15 protein-coding genes and 1 tRNA gene are annotated in these 16,083 nt (G+C 51.4%); 12 read left to right on the forward strand and 4 right to left on the reverse strand.

Going from position 1 to position 16,083, the window contains the following annotated elements:
- Positions 1-24 precede the first annotated feature (24 nt).
- Complete coding sequence (locus E0E37_RS05930) at positions 25-585, forward strand: beta-class carbonic anhydrase (protein WP_330548546.1); 561 nt, start codon at positions 25-27, stop codon at positions 583-585.
- Between the two features lie 108 nt (positions 586-693).
- On the opposite strand, the gene E0E37_RS05935 is transcribed toward E0E37_RS05930, so the two are convergent.
- From E0E37_RS05935 to yedF, 3 genes are all read right to left on the reverse strand, one after another.
- The gene (locus tag E0E37_RS05935) at positions 694-1,956 is read right to left on the reverse strand and encodes a hypothetical protein (RefSeq protein WP_130862069.1); all 1,263 of its coding nucleotides are present in this window, start codon (positions 1,954-1,956) and stop codon (positions 694-696) included.
- A 348-nt stretch (positions 1,957-2,304) separates the two neighbouring features.
- Complete coding sequence (locus E0E37_RS05940; protein WP_130862070.1) at positions 2,305-2,610, reverse strand: DUF3343 domain-containing protein; 306 nt, start codon at positions 2,608-2,610, stop codon at positions 2,305-2,307.
- Between the two features lie 47 nt (positions 2,611-2,657).
- The gene (gene yedF / locus E0E37_RS05945) at positions 2,658-3,047 is read right to left on the reverse strand and encodes a sulfurtransferase-like selenium metabolism protein YedF (RefSeq protein WP_130862071.1); all 390 of its coding nucleotides are present in this window, start codon (positions 3,045-3,047) and stop codon (positions 2,658-2,660) included.
- Positions 3,048-3,259: 212 nt separating this feature from the next.
- On the opposite strand from yedF, the gene E0E37_RS05950 reads away from it, so the two are divergent.
- From E0E37_RS05950 to E0E37_RS05990, 9 genes are all read left to right on the forward strand, one after another.
- Complete coding sequence (locus E0E37_RS05950) at positions 3,260-4,561, forward strand: MFS transporter (protein WP_130862072.1); 1,302 nt, start codon at positions 3,260-3,262, stop codon at positions 4,559-4,561.
- Positions 4,562-4,679: 118 nt separating this feature from the next.
- Positions 4,680-5,324 carry an endonuclease III domain-containing protein gene (locus E0E37_RS05955; protein ID WP_130862073.1) on the forward strand — a complete coding sequence of 215 codons (645 nt, stop codon included), beginning with the start codon at positions 4,680-4,682 and terminating at the stop codon, positions 5,322-5,324.
- A 180-nt stretch (positions 5,325-5,504) separates the two neighbouring features.
- Positions 5,505-5,999: a GNAT family N-acetyltransferase gene (locus E0E37_RS05960; RefSeq protein WP_130862074.1), complete on the forward strand. Its 495-nt coding sequence runs from the start codon at positions 5,505-5,507 to the stop codon at positions 5,997-5,999.
- A gap of 353 nt (positions 6,000-6,352) precedes the next feature.
- Complete coding sequence (locus E0E37_RS05965; RefSeq protein WP_165445228.1) at positions 6,353-7,726, forward strand: sigma-54 interaction domain-containing protein; 1,374 nt, start codon at positions 6,353-6,355, stop codon at positions 7,724-7,726.
- 304 nt (positions 7,727-8,030) lie between these two features.
- On the forward strand, positions 8,031-9,578 hold the full coding sequence (locus tag E0E37_RS05970; protein WP_165445229.1) for a Na+/H+ antiporter NhaC family protein: 1,548 nt from the start codon (positions 8,031-8,033) through the stop codon (positions 9,576-9,578).
- 99 nt (positions 9,579-9,677) lie between these two features.
- Positions 9,678-11,078, forward strand: coding sequence for a glycerate kinase (locus E0E37_RS05975; protein ID WP_130862077.1), 1,401 nt, complete (start codon positions 9,678-9,680; stop codon positions 11,076-11,078).
- 28 nt (positions 11,079-11,106) lie between these two features.
- The gene (gene eno, locus E0E37_RS05980; RefSeq protein WP_130862078.1) at positions 11,107-12,390 is read left to right on the forward strand and encodes a phosphopyruvate hydratase; all 1,284 of its coding nucleotides are present in this window, start codon (positions 11,107-11,109) and stop codon (positions 12,388-12,390) included.
- Between the two features lie 18 nt (positions 12,391-12,408).
- Positions 12,409-13,647 (forward strand): nickel pincer cofactor-dependent isomerase, group 22, encoded by a 1,239-nt coding sequence (locus E0E37_RS05985; protein WP_130862079.1) that lies wholly within the window; start codon positions 12,409-12,411, stop codon positions 13,645-13,647.
- A 27-nt stretch (positions 13,648-13,674) separates the two neighbouring features.
- On the forward strand, positions 13,675-13,899 hold the full coding sequence (locus E0E37_RS05990) for a hypothetical protein (protein ID WP_130862080.1): 225 nt from the start codon (positions 13,675-13,677) through the stop codon (positions 13,897-13,899).
- A gap of 442 nt (positions 13,900-14,341) precedes the next feature.
- Here E0E37_RS05990 and E0E37_RS06000 read toward each other — a convergent pair.
- A tRNA-Ser gene (locus tag E0E37_RS06000) sits at positions 14,342-14,429 on the reverse strand.
- 244 nt (positions 14,430-14,673) lie between these two features.
- Here E0E37_RS06000 and E0E37_RS06005 point away from each other — a divergent pair.
- Positions 14,674-15,243: a DNA-deoxyinosine glycosylase gene (locus E0E37_RS06005; RefSeq protein ID WP_130862081.1), complete on the forward strand. Its 570-nt coding sequence runs from the start codon at positions 14,674-14,676 to the stop codon at positions 15,241-15,243.
- A gap of 56 nt (positions 15,244-15,299) precedes the next feature.
- The gene (locus E0E37_RS06010) at positions 15,300-16,025 is read left to right on the forward strand and encodes a hypothetical protein (RefSeq protein ID WP_130862082.1); all 726 of its coding nucleotides are present in this window, start codon (positions 15,300-15,302) and stop codon (positions 16,023-16,025) included.
- Positions 16,026-16,083 lie beyond the last annotated feature (58 nt).

Consider the following 16,083-nt stretch of genomic DNA (forward strand, 5'->3'; position numbering starts at 1 on the left):
CCGTTTCCATCAGAGAAAAAAGAAGTGAAGAAAAGGGGTGGCAAGTTGATCGAAGAAATTTTAGAGTATAACAAAGCTTTTGTATCGGGAAAAAAATATGAGCAGTATATAACGAGTAAGTATCCGGATAAGAAGACGGCGATCCTTTCCTGTATGGACACGCGGCTCGTGGAATTGCTGCCGGCTGCCCTGGGCCTGAAAAACGGGGATGTGAAAATCATAAAAAATGCAGGGGGCGTGATCTCTCATCCCTTTGGGAGCGTAGTTCGCAGTCTGCTGATCGCCATATACGAGCTGGGCGTGGAAGAAATTCTCGTGGTGGGACATACGGACTGCGGAGTACAGGGTACCAACAGCGCGGAAATGATCAGCCGTATGAAAGAGCGGGGCGTATCGGAAAAAATGCTGCAGATGATCAGCTACTGCGGCGTGGATTTTGAATCGTGGCTGGCGGGCTTCGACGATGTGTACGCTTCTGTGGAACAGACTGCGGAGCTGCTGCGCAAACATCCGCTGATCCCGGGGGATGTGAAGATCTACGGGTTTGTCATGGATTCTGTAACAGGGGAACTGGATCCGGTATAGAGGATGGTCTGCCAGAGGGTCCGTATTTTGCAGAACAAAAAAGGGGGCGGCTACGCCCTCTTTTTTATGTGATAATATCGCTGGTTTATGTGAGATCGATATTTCTGCTTATATTTCTACCTTTCGGAAGGAGCGTATTCCCAGAAAAAGTTCCATGGCCCACCCTTTGTCTTCCGGCTGTTCATAGGAGGCGGTCAGCAGAGTCACCTGCCTGGCGCAGATGATCTGTGCGATGGACTGATAATAGACCGAATCGTCTTCATCGTCGCAGAGTTTTCCGGCAAAGGCCGCCTTGCCTCTGCCGTCGCCGGCCTTAAACTCCGTGGGATCCTCCGGAAGTCCCTGAAAGAGACGTTCTGAAAATTCCGCTTCCCCCTCGCTGATGCGGAACGCGCTGGCCCGCAGGCTGTGCCACCCTCCCTGGGCGTCGTCGTACCACACGATGTCGCTGTCTTCCTCATCCCGGAGGAAGTGCCCGGGAATGGTAATATCCGTGTTGCCCAGCCGGTGGACCACAGGCCTCCGCCGATAGCCGATGGGATAATCGGACAGATAATCCGGGAATGCGGTGAGATCCATGGGGGTGCGGCCGTCGAGACGGCAGACCAATTCGTACTCCGCCTTCGGCATGGGAAGAGAAACGTCCATGGAAGCGGCACGCTCCAGATAGGAGAGGAAGGTCTGGTTGGCTGTCCTGTCTCGCTCGCTGCGGTCGGAAGGCATAAAACAGCAGTCCTCCCACAGAATGGACATGGCGGTATTCAGGAAAAAGCGTCCGTTCTGTTCCCGCTCGTTCCATATGAAAAATTCTCTGGCGAATACTTCGATCCCTTCGTTCTGGACCTGATCCACCAGCTGGGCGATGTGATAACGGCCGAAGGGGGTCACCACTGTGCCGGGGATATCTTCGGGGACATATTGATCCAGGTCCCAGCAGACGCAGAAGTTGCTGAGAGCAGAGTTTTCGCCCTCCTGTCTGCAGAGGTCTACCAGAGTGGTGAGCCAGGGATAAAAATGTTCCTGTCTCAAGCGCTGAAAATTTCGGTGCTCATAGTATTCGGTCTCATCGTCCATGTCGATCTGGATGCCGGTCTCCCTCACCACCAGATCGGTAAAATCTATGGCGGCCGCGTGGAACCCGGCGCCCGCCAGGCTGGTAACGCATTCGGCTGTCAGGATCAGATCGCCTTCCGGATTATCTTCCTCAGGCTCGAAGGAAAATTCCAGTTCGCCCATGCGGCAGAAATTCACGCGGGCCCAGTCGTCGCCGCGGGTATATGTATAACCGGATTGTCGGGCCAGGTCCTTCAGGGTGTAAAGAAAAGTTTCACAGTCGCTGATGTCGGAAGTAAAAAGAAATCCCACACTCATAAGTCAAGTCCTTTCTGATCTGCGGAGATCCGGGGATAAACCGTGGAGAGATGAAATGATCAAATAAACGGGATCTGTGTGACTCGCATTTACTGGATTCACATATTCAGTATACTCAGCAATATTATATAGCGGCGTTCGCCGCTGTGCAAGAGGGACTGTGTCTCTGAGCGGATCATCTTCGCCCCTCGTCTTCACCGCTTCTGCGGTATGGCGCGCACCATCCCGATTTTTCCGGGAGCCGTCACATAAAAAAACCGACCGACGTCTTTTTTACATCGGCCGGGAAAGCGCCAAAATCTACGTTTCCTTTTTTCATGGGTGACGGCAGCATTCAGGACGGTCGGTCTATGAACGGACGTTCAGTTTTTCAGCAGGACGTTTTCCATCCTCTCCGCGGGATCCCATGGCAAAAAACTGAGACGGCACATCCAGTTCGCTGAAAAAACGGCTCACATCCTGCGGAGTGGTCCCGGTGAAACGCAGGGCCATGCCGCAGCTGGCGCTGATCTCTCTGGGAGTTGGAATAATGTGGACGTTAAAATCCTCCCGCGCCTTTTTTTCCGTCTCGATACAGTGACTGGCAGAGGAAAAGGTAATGAGCAGGAACTCCGGTTCAAAAGGTATTCTGTTTTCTGTTTTGGTCTGCAGCATCGTTTTCACCTCTCGTTGGGATCTTCCAACTATCCAACTGAACACATCTACAGTTTGATCACATTTCCAGAGCTGTTCATGAGCTCTACTACGCTGTACATATTGGTTACCTCGCCCACGGCCAGCTTTGCTTCCAGCCCGTGATAGTTCAGGCAGGCGCCGCAGGTGTAGATCGTTACGCCGGATCCGGCAAGGGCCTGCAGGTGTTCAAGCACCGGAGAATCCTCGACGGTGAGCAGAACGCCGTTATTGATAAAGATCATGGTGTGTGGTTTTACATCCGCCTCCGTCATGGAATACAGATAAGTCTTCATCAGATTTTTTCCCAGTTCCTCTGAGCCGCTTCCAAAGGCGTCGGAACCGACGACCACGACCAGATCGTCCCGGATACCGCGTTCATCTATAATATATTCTGTCATCTTATCCTCCGTTCTCATTCTGAAAATTTCTCTTCTATTTCTATCGTAAATCCTTTTGCACAAAATGTATAATTCATTTCGTCAATAAAAGAACGAGACTCTATCGATGTTTTCTATATCGCGGAAGGGAAGATTCCACAGAGCAGTTGAATTCGACATCATTCTGTGATAAAACGAATATATCCGCATTCGACAAAAAGAGAAGCAGTATACGCGGTCAGAGGTGAGAAATGGGTGTTATCAGCCAGTTTCGGGGGCTGCCCCGGCAGATCTATTTACTGTCATTTGTGAGGACCATCATGGCGATGGGTACCTTCGTGTTTGCGTTCATATCGCTCATGGCCTCCAGTACGCTGGGATTCAATGAATTTCAGATCGGAAACGTCATGTTTTTCGTGGCCGTGGCGGCGGTGATCGGTTCTCTGTCCGGCGGAAAGCTGGCGGACGCCTTTGGACGAAAAAAAATGTTTTTGCTGGCGGACGGCTTGGCGGTGCTCACGATCATACTGGCAGGTTTTTTTTGTAAAACGGCTGTGGCGCTGGTTTTCATGGTCCTGTCGTATGCGTTCAGCAACATGGCCACTCCCATCATCGCGGCGATGATCACGGATTATTCAGATGAGAAGAACCGAGCGGAGTGTTTTTCCATTCTCTATCTATCTCAGAATATTGGGTTTGCTATCGGCCCGTCGATCGGCGGGCTGCTTTTTCACAATTATATGCAGTGGGCGTTTTTCGGACAGGGAATATTGTTTGCTCTGTCGGGTGTGTGGATGTGCCTGTTCGTCAAAGAAAGTTATGTGCCGGCAAAAAGACAGGGAAATGCTGGATCGGAGAGGGAATACGGAAACAGGGCCGCAGGGCAGGAACGTTTGAAGGGGGCCGATGAGAGCCTTCTCCGCTCTCTCTGGCATCGTCCGGTGGTCTTCGCCTTCGTGCTCTGTCTCATTGCCCTGACGGCCTGTTATCAGGAGATCAGTTTCATGCTGCCGCTGCAGTTTGCAGAGCTTTTTGGAATCGAAGCAGGGTCGCGTTATTCCGGATTTATATGGAGCGTCAACGCCCTGGTATGCGTCACTGGTACGCCGCTGATCATCTCGGCGTCAAAGAAGAACAATCAGCTTCTGAACATTGCGCTGGCTTCGCTGCTGTATGCGGCAGGGTTCGCCGTCAACGGTTTTGTAGGCCGCATCGGTCTGTTTTACGCCGCAGTGGTGATCTGGACCACCGGCGAGATTCTGGTCTCAACAGGAGCGGGGGTGTTTATCGCCAATTACGCGCCGGAGACTCATCGTGCGCGCTATCAGTCGCTGTATGAGGTGGCCAGGGGATTTGGGAGAGGGATCGGACCCAATCTGTTCGGCTTTTATCTGCTGACCCACAGCTTCCGCCAGGCATGGACATTGACGTCCTTCGCGTGCGTGGCGGCGGGAGGCTGCGTGCTGGCGCTGTATTTTGCGGAACGCAGGATCAAGGCCCGCGGCAAAGAAACGCCGGACTGCAGTGAGGGATCGGCCCGTAACGCAGGCTGAACAGCAGCCGTGAGGCATGTACGGCCATGTTCGGAAAATTGATTTTAAAGAAAAACGCAGGCTTATTTTAACGGCCAGGCGGGCGTATTTTTATGAGAGACGGCGGGAGGAGAATTGCATGGCGGAGACAAAGAAAAAGAAACTGGCGCTGGAGATCATTGAGCGTCTGAAGAAAGAATATCCTGACGTGGCGTGCAGCCTGGATTATAACCAGGCGTGGAAGCTGCTGGTCAGCGTGCGTCTGGCGGCTCAGTGCACTGACGCCAGAGTAAATGTGGTGGTGCAGGAATTGTATGCAAAATATCCGGACGTCAAATCGCTGGCGGCGGCGGACGTAGCAGATATCGAACAGATCGTCAGGCCCTGCGGTCTGGGGCACAGCAAGGCGAAGGATATCAGCGCCTGTATGAAGATCCTTGACGAACAGTACGGCGGCGAGGTGCCGTCGGACTTTGACGCGTTGATGAAGCTGCCGGGGGTCGGGCGCAAAAGCGCGAACCTGATCGTGGGGGACGTCTTCGGAAAACCGGCCATCGTCACCGATACCCACTGCATACGGCTGGTCAACCGCATGGGGCTGGTGGACGGGGTAAAAGAACCGAAAAAGGTGGAAATGGAACTGTGGAAGCTCATACCGCCCCAGGAAGGAAACGATTTCTGCCACCGTCTTGTGATCCACGGCAGAGACGTCTGCACCGCCAGGACCAAGCCCCGCTGCCATAAGTGCTGTCTGGAACAGGTGTGCGGAAAAATAGGGATATGACCGGCACGAAGGAGACAGGTCCATGAAACTTTTGCCAGATCAGAAGCCATATGTTATAATTGACTGGGATATATAATCGTGTGTGACGTGTGTGCAGGGGAAGTGAAAGATAGTGGAGATAGGGCCGGGTGGGGCGGAGAAGCTCCGTCAGGTAACGTTCGCAAAAGAGAGGAACAAACCATGATTACTTTTAAAAATGTAGACAGAGAAAACTTCACGGCCGTGATCAGCATGGAAGTCAACGACGCCCAGAAAGGCTTCATGGAGGACAACCTCTATTCTCTGGCAGAATGCGCGTTTGAAGAATCTTTCGTCGCCAAGGCGATCTACAGCGACGATCGGCCGGTGGGTTTTATGTTATATTACTTTGTGGAAGACGATCCCGACTATGTCTTTCTTCACAGGCTGATGATCGACAGATCACAGCAGGGAAAAGGGCTCGGACGGGCGGCGCTGCTTGCGGCTATGGATCTCTTTAAAGAAGAATTTCCTTCCATTGCCTGCGTTGAACTGATGCATTATCCAGACAATAAAATCGGGGCGGCCATGTATGACGCTCTGGGTTTTCTGCCTACGGGGGAGCACAGAGAAAGCGAACCGTGCCGCTGTGAAAAAGACACGAAGGATGAAAACCGTTACGTAGAGATCGTGAGAAGAAAGTATTACGGCAGCTGATCGGGAGCCCGCTGTATTCTCTTCGGTCATTCTCATAGGGCCCAGGCAGGCACGATAAAACTTTCACACAGGAAATCAGCCGGATGTAAAGGCGCAAGGGCGGACTCGTTCCGCCCTTTTCTTTTTTTAAGGATAGAGCAGACCGGCCGGGACGATGCTTTGACCCGTCTTCAAGCCAATCAAACTTAGATCGTGATCCTGCAAAGGGGGACGGATAGAAGCCTTGGAGTTGATATTTCTTCAGAAAGGTAGTATGTTGTTATAGAGAATGATTTGATTTTGCAGATGTAATGCGGAACGGAAGAAAACGCGCCTGGGCGGCAGCCAATGCAGTGGGCAAAAGGAGATCGGGCATGAATAAATACTTTGAGAAAAATCTGAGACTTGTAGACTATATCGACGGGCTGATGGTGGTTGATAAGGATTTTATTATAAGACATTTTTACACTGCATATCCGGATATAGTAAAGCTGGGGAGAGAAGAACCGATCAACCGCAGCCTTTTTGAAATATATCCGGGCCTGAAGCAAGAAGACAGCTATATTTGCAGAGCGCTGAAATACGGAGAAAGCTTTATTAATTATGAGCAGACCTATGAGGATTACAAGGGCAATAAAATGGACTCCATATCCAGCGCCGTTCCCATCAAGGAGCAGGGGGAGATCATCGGCGTGATCGATATGGTCATATACAAATGCGCCCATGTGGATGCGAGACGATTGTCCTTCGATACCAGCCTGATCGCCACGCTTAAGAAAAGCTATAACTCTTCCAACGAGTCCCTGGACGACATTATTTCCCAGGATGCTTCCATACAGGGGATAAAGGAAAGGATCGTGGACATGGCGGACAGTGACGCCCATGTGCTGGTATATGGAAAAACCGGGACGGGCAAGGAACTTGTGGTGAATGCGATCCAGAAAATGAGCAGGCGAAAGGATGCGCCCTTTATCAAACAGAACTGTGCGGCTATCCCCAGTTCCCTGCTTGAAAGCATACTCTTCGGGACCACCAGGGGGAGCTATACCGGCGCTCAGGATACCCCCGGGCTGTTTGAGCTGGCCGACGGCGGGACCCTGTTTCTGGACGAGATGAATTCCATGGAGCTGGACGCCCAGGCCAAGCTGCTGCGCGTGCTGGAGGAAAACAAGATCAGACGGATCGGCGGGAAGGAAGAGAAGAAGGTAAATGTCAGGATCATTGCCGCTATGAACGAAGAGCCGGAGATGTGCGTGGAAAAGAAAAAGATCCGGGCGGATATCTTTTACAGGCTGTGCGTCCTTCGATATGACATTCCGGAGCTCCGTGACCGGAGAGGGGATATTCCTTTATTGATGGAATATTTTAGAAAGCAACTCAATAAGAAAATGAACAAACAGATCATCGCTTATACCGAAGAGGTGCAGGATATTTTTTATAGGTATGATTGGCCGGGGAATGTGCGCGAACTGAAAAATGTGATCGAATCCGCTTTCCACAACAACCATGAGGCGATCATCACACGCAACGACATACCGAATTATATCATAGGCAGACTGGAACTGGACAATATATGTAAGGAAGAGGGAAGCCGCATGTCCCTGAGCGACATGCTGAGCAAATATGAGATCCTCTTGATTCGGGAGGCCTATGAGCGAAATGGCTGCAGGCTGACACAGACGGCAAAGGAGCTGCAGATCAGTAAACAGAATCTGGCGTACAAGATGAAAAAGTATGGGATCAAGTGAAGAGTCAAAAATATTTGACGAAAGTACAGAGTATCCTGAAATACCATCTCTGCGGCCAAACCGCAGGGATTGTCGGCGGCAGGTTTATAGAGGGATCATTCTTCATCGTACAGGCAGGATGTCATAATTTTTTTACGATAAATTTGGCGGGGAAGGAGAACTGTCAAATATATTTGACAGAAAAGCATATTTCTCTCGATAAACTTTGAAAAATGCCGTATTTCAACGGCATCTGACATCTGGCATGACCTTTGCAATAAATAATAGACGAAATTTATTACTTGTATTGCGAAGGGAGAGCAAGATGTTTGAAACATTATTAGCAATCGTACCACCGCTGCTAGCCATTCTGCTGGCCATTTTGACACGGCAGGTAGTTCTGTCGCTGTTTATCGCTGTTTACGTAGGCGCAGTGATGCTGACCGGCGGTAATTTATGGGAAGGGCTTTACAGCACATTTTTTGATTTTATTTTGCCGGGCTTTGAGGATACCGACCACCAGAGAATCCTCTGCCTGACCACGCTCTGCGGCGGCCTGTCCCTCCTTCTGGAGAGAAACGGCGGAGCCCAGGCCTTTGCCAACGTGGTAAACAAGGGCGTCGGGAAGACAAAGAGAGGAGCCCAGATCATAACATGGCTGGGAGGCATTTTCGTCTGGTTTTCCGATTCGACAAATCCGGTGCTGGTAGGACCCGTTTGCAGAGGAATTACGGACAAGGTGCAGGTTTCCAGAGAGAAGCTGGCCTACATTGTGGACTCCACCACATCCTCCGTTCCCACCCTGTTTCCGATTTCGGCCTGGGGCGCGTATATCATAGGTCTCCTCGCCACCTTCTACGCGGACTATTCGTACAACGGGAATCCGCAGACTGATTTTATCGCGGGAATCCCGTTCCAGTTCTATACGATCGGCTCCATCGCCATGGTATGCATCATCGCCGTTACCGGTTGGGATTACGGCCCGATGAAAAAGGCGGAGGACAGAGCGGCAACCACCGGACAGCTCGTCAGAGCGGGCGCGGATATCAGGAAAAAAATCGAGACGGAAGAGCTTCCGGAAGGAGCAAGACCCACGGTTTGGAACATGATCATACCGGTCTTCGTACTGCTTTTCTTCATCTTTGCGGGACTGTTCTACACGGGCGACATCAAGGCCAATGGAATTCTGGGCGCCCTGGCCAACGGAAGCTCATTGCGGGCGCTTGATACGGCATTTCTGCTGGCCACTATTTCCGCTATCATAATAGGAATGATCACGAAGGTATTCACTTTTAAAAAGTCCCTCAGAATTTTTATGGACGGCTGCTCAGGCATGATGGAAGTTCTCATGATCCTCATGCTGGCATGGGGCATCGGAAGCGTCTGCGCTGCCTGCGGTACCGCAGACTGGATCGTAAACGCCTGCCAGGGCTTCCTGACGCCCACGACCATGTGCGTGATCGTCTTCCTCGCCGCCTGCCTGACCTCCTTCTCTACAGGAAGCTCGTGGAGCGTATTTGCTATCTTCATCCCCATCGCGTGCTCGCTGGCGGTGTCCATCGACGCTCCGATCGGAATGGCCATAGGCGTCGTTCTTTCCGGCGGTATCTTCGGAGACCACTGTTCGCCTATTTCGGATACGACAGTTATGTCTTCCATGGGATCCTCCTGCGATCACATTGACCACGTCAGCACCCAGCTGCCCTATGCGCTGACCGTTGCAGGCAGTTCCTTAGTCGGTTATATTGTATGCGGACTCCTTCAGGGAGGCGCGTTTGTGGGTCTGGCGATCACCCTCGTTCTGATCTGCGTCGTGTCGTTCCTGCTCAACAAACATGTAGGAAGAGGAAGGGACGCCAAAACCACCGCTTAAAAGAAAATGAAGCGGCTGAGAAAGGAAACCCTTTCTTTGCAGCATGTAACTGTGCGCCGGTTTCGGCGCACAGTTTAATCAATTATCAGGAGTAAATCAATGAACTATTCAAAAATTAAAAACACGGACGAAATCACTTCCCATGGATATGCGGAAGCAAAAAGAAATCTCCTTGCGCTGACAGACGGCGTACTGCAGAAGCTGGACGCCAGAAAGAGACTGCATGAGATGATGCATCGGGAAGGAAATCGACTGATCATAGGGAAGCGTTCTTTTGATCTGGATCAATTCGAAAATATCTATGCTTTTTCATCCGGAAAAGCAGGAAATCACATCGCCCGCGCATTTGAGGATATCCTGGGCGATTATTTGACGTTAGGCATTACCATTATAAAAATAAAAGACGAAGAAGATGTTTATCAAAAAACAGAAATATATGTCGGCGGACATCCGCTTCCCAATGAAGAGGGGATCCGGGGCTGTCAGCGCATGATCGATGTTGCGGAGCAAATGGGTCCCAAGGATCTGCTTCTGCTGGGATTGACAGGGGGCTGTTCTGCACTCATGGGGTATCCGGTCAAGGGTACGACGCTGGACGATCTTCAGGAGGCCACGGACGTTATGCTGAAGGCCGGCATGTGGGTAATGGACATCAATGACATCAGAGGTCACCTTTCCAGAATGAGCAGAGGCCGGCTGGGCCAGCACATCAAGGGGGCCAAGATCCTCTGCTTTGAGATATGGGACGCCGTAGGACTGGATACGATCACAGATTACACTGAGCCCGTTCCCATTATGGGTACCCCTGTGGGATACGATACGATCACCTTCGAGGACATTAAAAAGATCATACATAAATATGGAATTCAAGATAAATTGCCTAAGAATATCGCCAACTATCTGCTGAATTACGATCCGGCGGAGGAAACGCCTCAGGAAATGACTAATGATGTGGATTACTATATTGTAAACACCCTCCCCGATTCAGGCAAGGCGGCTCTTGAAGTTGCCGAAGAGATGGGGATCAACGCCTATGTGCTTACCACCTACACAGAAGGGGAAAGCAAGGATTATGGGACGTTCATGGGATCGCTGGCGAAAGAGATCGTCAAAAATGACAGACCCTTCAAAGCGCCTTGTTTTGTGATCTCCGCAGGCGAGACGACCACGTCGATCGAAGACAATTCTACCATCAAAGGACACGGGGGTCCTTCGCAGGAAATGGCCGTTGCCTTTGCCATCGCGGCGGACGGTTTGAAAAATACCTGTCTTCTGTCCATAGACAGCGAGGGTACCGACGGTACGACGCCCGTGGCCGGAGGCATTACAGACGGAACCAGCATGGAGACGGCCCTGAAGAATGGGATCGATCTGCGGGAGGCTCTGTCGGCTCATGCAGCCTATGAGGCCCTGAGCAGGATGGGAGACACGGTGCTTACGGGAAATACAGGCACGAATCTGTGCGATTTTAACGTTCTGTATGTAGGAAAGCAGGACTGAACAGAAACTATTAGGAGGGATAAAACAAATGAAATCTTTAATTAAAGAGGTCACCGCCCGGGCTCTGATCGACTGCAAAGGGAAGCCGTTGCTGGAAGTGGATGTGATCACGGAGGACGGCGTGATGGGCAGGGGAGCTTCCCCTTCGGGAATATCCGCAGGGGATCACGAGGCCTTTGTCTTAAGAGACGGGGATAAGAACTGGTACGAAGGCAACGGCGTCTTTAAAGCCGTGGAGATGGTAAAGGAGACGGTAGGACCTAAGATCAAGGGCATGGACGCGCTGGATCAGAAGGCCCTGGACGAAGCTCTGATCGACATGGACGGAACGAAAAATAAGTCCCGTCTGGGCGGAAATGTTACATACAGCACTTCGCTGGCGGTCATGCGGGCCGCGTGCAGCACGCTGCACGTATCCCAGTACAGATATTTAAATCCGGGTGAGATCAAAACCATTCCGCTGCCCACGTCGGATATGTTTGCCGGAGGCAGCTATGAGGACGATACCATGCCGGTGCAGGAGACCACCATCGTGCCTTATAAAGCGTCTTCTATCGCTGAGGCCACAGAGATCCTCTGCAGAATTTACAAGGAGCTTCCCAATGTGATCCGGGAGTTTCAGGGCGGGAGAAGGCCTGAGATCGGAGCGATGTCGGAATACATGGCGCCCAGCACCGATTTTATGGACTGCCTGGACATTCTCTATGAGACAGCGACCCGCTGCGGCAGTCAGGACAAAATTGCCTTTCACATGGACTGTGCCTTCAGCGAGATCTATGATCCGAACCGGAAGACATACCGTTACTGCGGCAGAGAGGTAGAGCTGGATGAGATCATCGCGATCCTGAAAGCAGCGACGGAAAAATATGATTTTCTGTATATCGAAGACCCTGTGGACGAGGACGACTGGGAAGGCTGGGCGAAGGCAGCCAGGGAACTGAACAGAACCACGCTCTGCGGAGACGACCTGACAGTGACCAATATCGACTACCTGAAGAAGGCGATGGAGATGAAAGCCTGCGGCGCCTTTGTGTTTAAACCCAACCAGGTGGGCACTGTGACGGAGGCCATGAATGCGCAGAAATATGCTGTGGAGCATGGCATGTTCTCTATTCCGTCCATACGCGCAGGCGGCGTCAGCGACGACCCCGTTGCGGATATGGGCGTCGCCGGCGGAGCGGCCGCCGTCAAACTGGGACCGCCCAAATTCGGCCATGCCATTCATATTATCAATTCGCTTTTGCGGGCAGAGGATGAATTGAAAGGGGCGAAACCCTTTGATTTTACACCGTTCATCAAGTTCAACGATTAGAAAACGGAGGTGAAGGCTGTGCCAATATTGTTGCCAGAGGACAGAAATATAAAGCTTCCCCAAATGCTTAAGGTCAGACAAAATTTTAAGGATGACAGCATTGACGACGTTGCCGCCCGAATCACTGAGATCGTCGCTCAGGAAAAATTTTCATCCCTGATCCGTCCGGGACAGAAAGTGGCCGTGGCCGTAGGCAGCAGAATGATCGACCGAATCCAGATCATGGTAAAGCAGCTGGTGGCCGAACTGAAACGATACGGCGCAGAGCCGTTTATCGTGACGGCTATGGGAAGCCACGGAGGAGGGACTGCCGAAGGCTGCAGGGGGATCCTGGAGGATTTTGGGATCAATGAAAAATCGGTGGACGCCCCGATAAAATCGGACATGGATGTAGTCAAATTGGGCGCTACAGAAGGCGGAATCGATGTTTATATGGATAAGAACGCCTACGAGGCGGATATGACCATTCTGGTCAACCGCATCAAGCCGCATACGGAATTCACAGGAAGGTACGAGAGCGGCATATGCAAATTGTCCACCATCGGCCTTGGAAGGCACGTAGGATGCACCAGCCTGCACAAGGGAGGAACGCTGAACTTTTCGACGATCATCCCCCAGGCTGCAGAGGTGGTATTTGACAAGGGAAATATCGGTTTTGCCATAGGGATCGTGGAGAACGCCTTTGACAAGGTCAAACTTATCGAAGGAATGACAAAAGATGAGATCTTTGACAGGGAACCGGAGCTGCTGAAGATCGCGAAGGCATCCATGCCGTCCATCGGGATACCGGAAATCGATATTCTCGTGATCGAGGAGATCGGAAAGGATATTTCCGGTTTTGGCATGGATCCTAATATTGTAGGACTGATAGGACCGAAGAAAGAGGAGCCGAATGTGCCGAAGATCGGGAAGGTGATCGTTCTTCGGCTCTCCGAAAAGAGCCACGGCAACGCCTGCGGGATAGGGCTGGCCGATCTGACGACCAGAGCGGTGTACGACAATATTGATTTTGAATCCACCTATGCCAACAGCTTTGCCTGCGACGGGAGCTTCGGGTATTGGACAGAATATATTCCCATCGTCATGAGCGATGAGCAGGAGGCCGTGGCGGGAGCAGTCAAAATGCTGCGAATGAAAGAACCGGGAGCATGCAGGATCGTCAAGATCAAAAATACTTTGAATCTCAGGGAAATAGAAATATCAGAAACATTAAAGCCCTATATTGAGAAGGATCCGGAGCGCTTTACACTGCTGTAGGGCTGCCTGGGGATTTGCGATCACGCCATGCCGCACAGAATGGGTACGGACGTAGAAGCAAAGGACGCGTTGCAGAGTAAAACAACGCGTCCTTTTTTATGGAAAATTGAGCTGCTTCCTATGCTGGACAATGCCGCCGAACTGCAATGCGGAATGCGCAAACTCAGGTTATCAATTGGAGATAAGATATTGGATTTTTTCTTTTTGCTCAAAAAAGCAGCTCAAAAACGAAAAGAAAATGATAATCATTGAAAAGTATAAATAAAACGGGTTATATCAAACCGATTTTGACGATAATTTTGCCTATAAAATCAATAATTTATATATAATTACAATATGTTGGGCCCAAATGCCTATAATACAAGCGTTTTTTTCTTTTGCGGGTGATTCAAGATGGCAAAAAGAAAAAATCAAGCGTCTTAGATTTTGATCCATTATGCAATCCGGCCATATAAGACCTTTTTCACCTCATATCGCCCAGACGGGCACGATATAATTCTCACTGTCAAAAGCAGACAGCCGATCGCTGGTACAGAGCACCGCGCCGGTTCCCCGGTTCAGCGTCGCTTTCTCAATCACGCGAAAGACACGGGTGAGACGCTTGTCAGGCGTAAAGTACAGAATGACTAAAAATAGAGCCCCGTGCCGAAGCCTGAACAAAAGAAAAGAACCGTTGAAATCTCAACGGTTCTCATGGCGGAGGGCATGGGACTCGAACCCACGGGGCTGTTACACCTTACTCGCTTTCCAGGCGAGCTCCTTAGCCACTCGGTCAACCCTCCAAATCGCTTTCGCACCGTATATCCCTTAATTATTGGACAAACGCGCTTTATTATATTACCCTATCCGGGGCTGAAAATCAATAGGATTTGTGAAAATTGTTGAAAAATATTTCACAAATTATTCTGCGCCGTTTCAGAGCGTTTTTATCTGTGCTATAATAACGCGTGGTGGAACCGGCGCGGCCGGCGGCGATGACTGCCTGGGACGTCCGCGGGCGGTCCAGCATACGGAGGAGGATGTCTGATGACGGAGAGAAGTACAAGGCAAACGGGGAAAAACAGGGATCCGGAACGGATCGCTCACACCTTTGGCCCGTGCTGCGACAGCCGATGCCGAATTTTGATATTAGGGACCATGCCGTCGCCTAAGTCGAGGGAACAGGGGTTTTATTACGGTCATCCTCAGAATCTGTTCTGGAAGACGCTGTCCGACGTACTGGGACAGGAGGAGCCGGAACCTTCAGTGGAGGCCCGGAGGGCTTTCGCGCTGAAAAATCACGTGGCGCTGTGGGATGTGCTGGAAAGCTGCCAGATACAGGGGGCGGATGACAGCAGCATACGGGAAGCGGTGCCCGTGGATCTGTGGAAGATATTTGAGACGGCGCCGGAAATTCGGGCTGTCTTTACCACCGGGAAAAAAGCGAAGGAATTGTACGATAAATATAAGGAAGAGATGTATCGGAACTGTCCCGGCCGTGAACGGCTGGAGGCTGTCTATCTGCCTTCCACCAGTCCGGCCAACCGGGGGGTGCAGAAGACGGACCGTTACCGGGAATTGTGGGCGCAGGTGGCTGACGCGCTGAAGGACGGCTGACGCGGCGCGGGCAGAGGAAAACGTAATAAAATTCAAAGAGATGGAGAGACGATAAGATGGTAGAACAGAAAGAGAAAGAAGAACAGGGACAGACCGGGCGGAATATAAAAGAAGAAGGAAGCAGCGCGCCGTTGGGCGGCGCCGGAATATTGGATGAGCTTTACGGGAGACTGGCCGACCTGATCCCGGAAGCGCTGGCGGAAGACTTCGTGGGCAGAGGATTTGCAAAAGGAAGGTACTATGACGGCGCGGAGAAACGTATTCTGGTAGTGGAGAAGATCCCGCGGCCGGAGAGAGTTTCCGGCGCGGCCTGCGCGCACGCTGGAGGTCATGTAGGCGGGCACGGGGAGGATGATAAGGATTTCACGCCTGTGATCGCCCGCGTGGCTGCAAACCTTCTGGGCATCAAAAGCACGGAGTGGACAGATTATGTTGCCTGGACGTATCTGTATAAACTGGCGCCGCGGATAGGAAAGCCCGACAGCACAGTTTACAGTAAACAGAAGGCGCTCTGCCAGGAGATCATAAGAGAAGAGATCCGAACGCTGTCGCCCACTCTTGTACTGTTTCTCACGGGCTGGGGCGGCGTTTGGGATTTTGATCTGCCGCTGTCTTCCCTTCTGAAGGGCGAGGCTGTGGAGGGCTGGGGCCGTATGGAGAACGGGACGGATCTCATCGTCACCCGTTATGCGGTGCGCCGGCCGGAGGAGAAATTCGCGTCGGATATTCTGGAAAAAATACAGCAGCTGGAAGAGTTAGAAATGGGAGAAACGGGTATATAAAAAAACAGTATTGTGCAGCCGGGAGGGACCGGCAGGCGGTCTCAACAGAAATATATGA

The sequence above is a fragment of the Bacilliculturomica massiliensis genome (genome assembly GCF_900605495.1).
In the GTDB taxonomy this organism is placed as follows: domain Bacteria; phylum Bacillota; class Clostridia; order Peptostreptococcales; family Anaerovoracaceae; genus Bacilliculturomica; species Bacilliculturomica massiliensis.

Excerpts from the sequence above, each read along its gene's own strand:
- E0E37_RS05935 (WP_130862069.1), bottom strand. The coding sequence starts at position 1,956 with ATGAGTGTGGGATTTCTTTTTACTTCCGACATCAGCGACTGTGAAACT.
- E0E37_RS05940 (WP_130862070.1), bottom strand. The coding sequence starts at position 2,610 with ATGCTGCAGACCAAAACAGAAAACAGAATACCTTTTGAACCGGAGTTC.
- yedF (WP_130862071.1), bottom strand. The coding sequence starts at position 3,047 with ATGAGAACGGAGGATAAGATGACAGAATATATTATAGATGAACGCGGT.
- E0E37_RS05950 (WP_130862072.1), top strand. The coding sequence starts at position 3,260 with ATGGGTGTTATCAGCCAGTTTCGGGGGCTGCCCCGGCAGATCTATTTA.
- E0E37_RS05955 (WP_130862073.1), top strand. The coding sequence starts at position 4,680 with ATGGCGGAGACAAAGAAAAAGAAACTGGCGCTGGAGATCATTGAGCGT.
- E0E37_RS05960 (WP_130862074.1), top strand. The coding sequence starts at position 5,505 with ATGATTACTTTTAAAAATGTAGACAGAGAAAACTTCACGGCCGTGATC.
- E0E37_RS05965 (WP_165445228.1), top strand. The coding sequence starts at position 6,353 with ATGAATAAATACTTTGAGAAAAATCTGAGACTTGTAGACTATATCGAC.
- E0E37_RS05970 (WP_165445229.1), top strand. The coding sequence starts at position 8,031 with ATGTTTGAAACATTATTAGCAATCGTACCACCGCTGCTAGCCATTCTG.
- E0E37_RS05975 (WP_130862077.1), top strand. The coding sequence starts at position 9,678 with ATGAACTATTCAAAAATTAAAAACACGGACGAAATCACTTCCCATGGA.
- eno (WP_130862078.1), top strand. The coding sequence starts at position 11,107 with ATGAAATCTTTAATTAAAGAGGTCACCGCCCGGGCTCTGATCGACTGC.
- E0E37_RS05990 (WP_130862080.1), top strand. The coding sequence starts at position 13,675 with ATGCCGCACAGAATGGGTACGGACGTAGAAGCAAAGGACGCGTTGCAG.
- E0E37_RS06005 (WP_130862081.1), top strand. The coding sequence starts at position 14,674 with ATGACGGAGAGAAGTACAAGGCAAACGGGGAAAAACAGGGATCCGGAA.
- E0E37_RS06010 (WP_130862082.1), top strand. The coding sequence starts at position 15,300 with ATGGTAGAACAGAAAGAGAAAGAAGAACAGGGACAGACCGGGCGGAAT.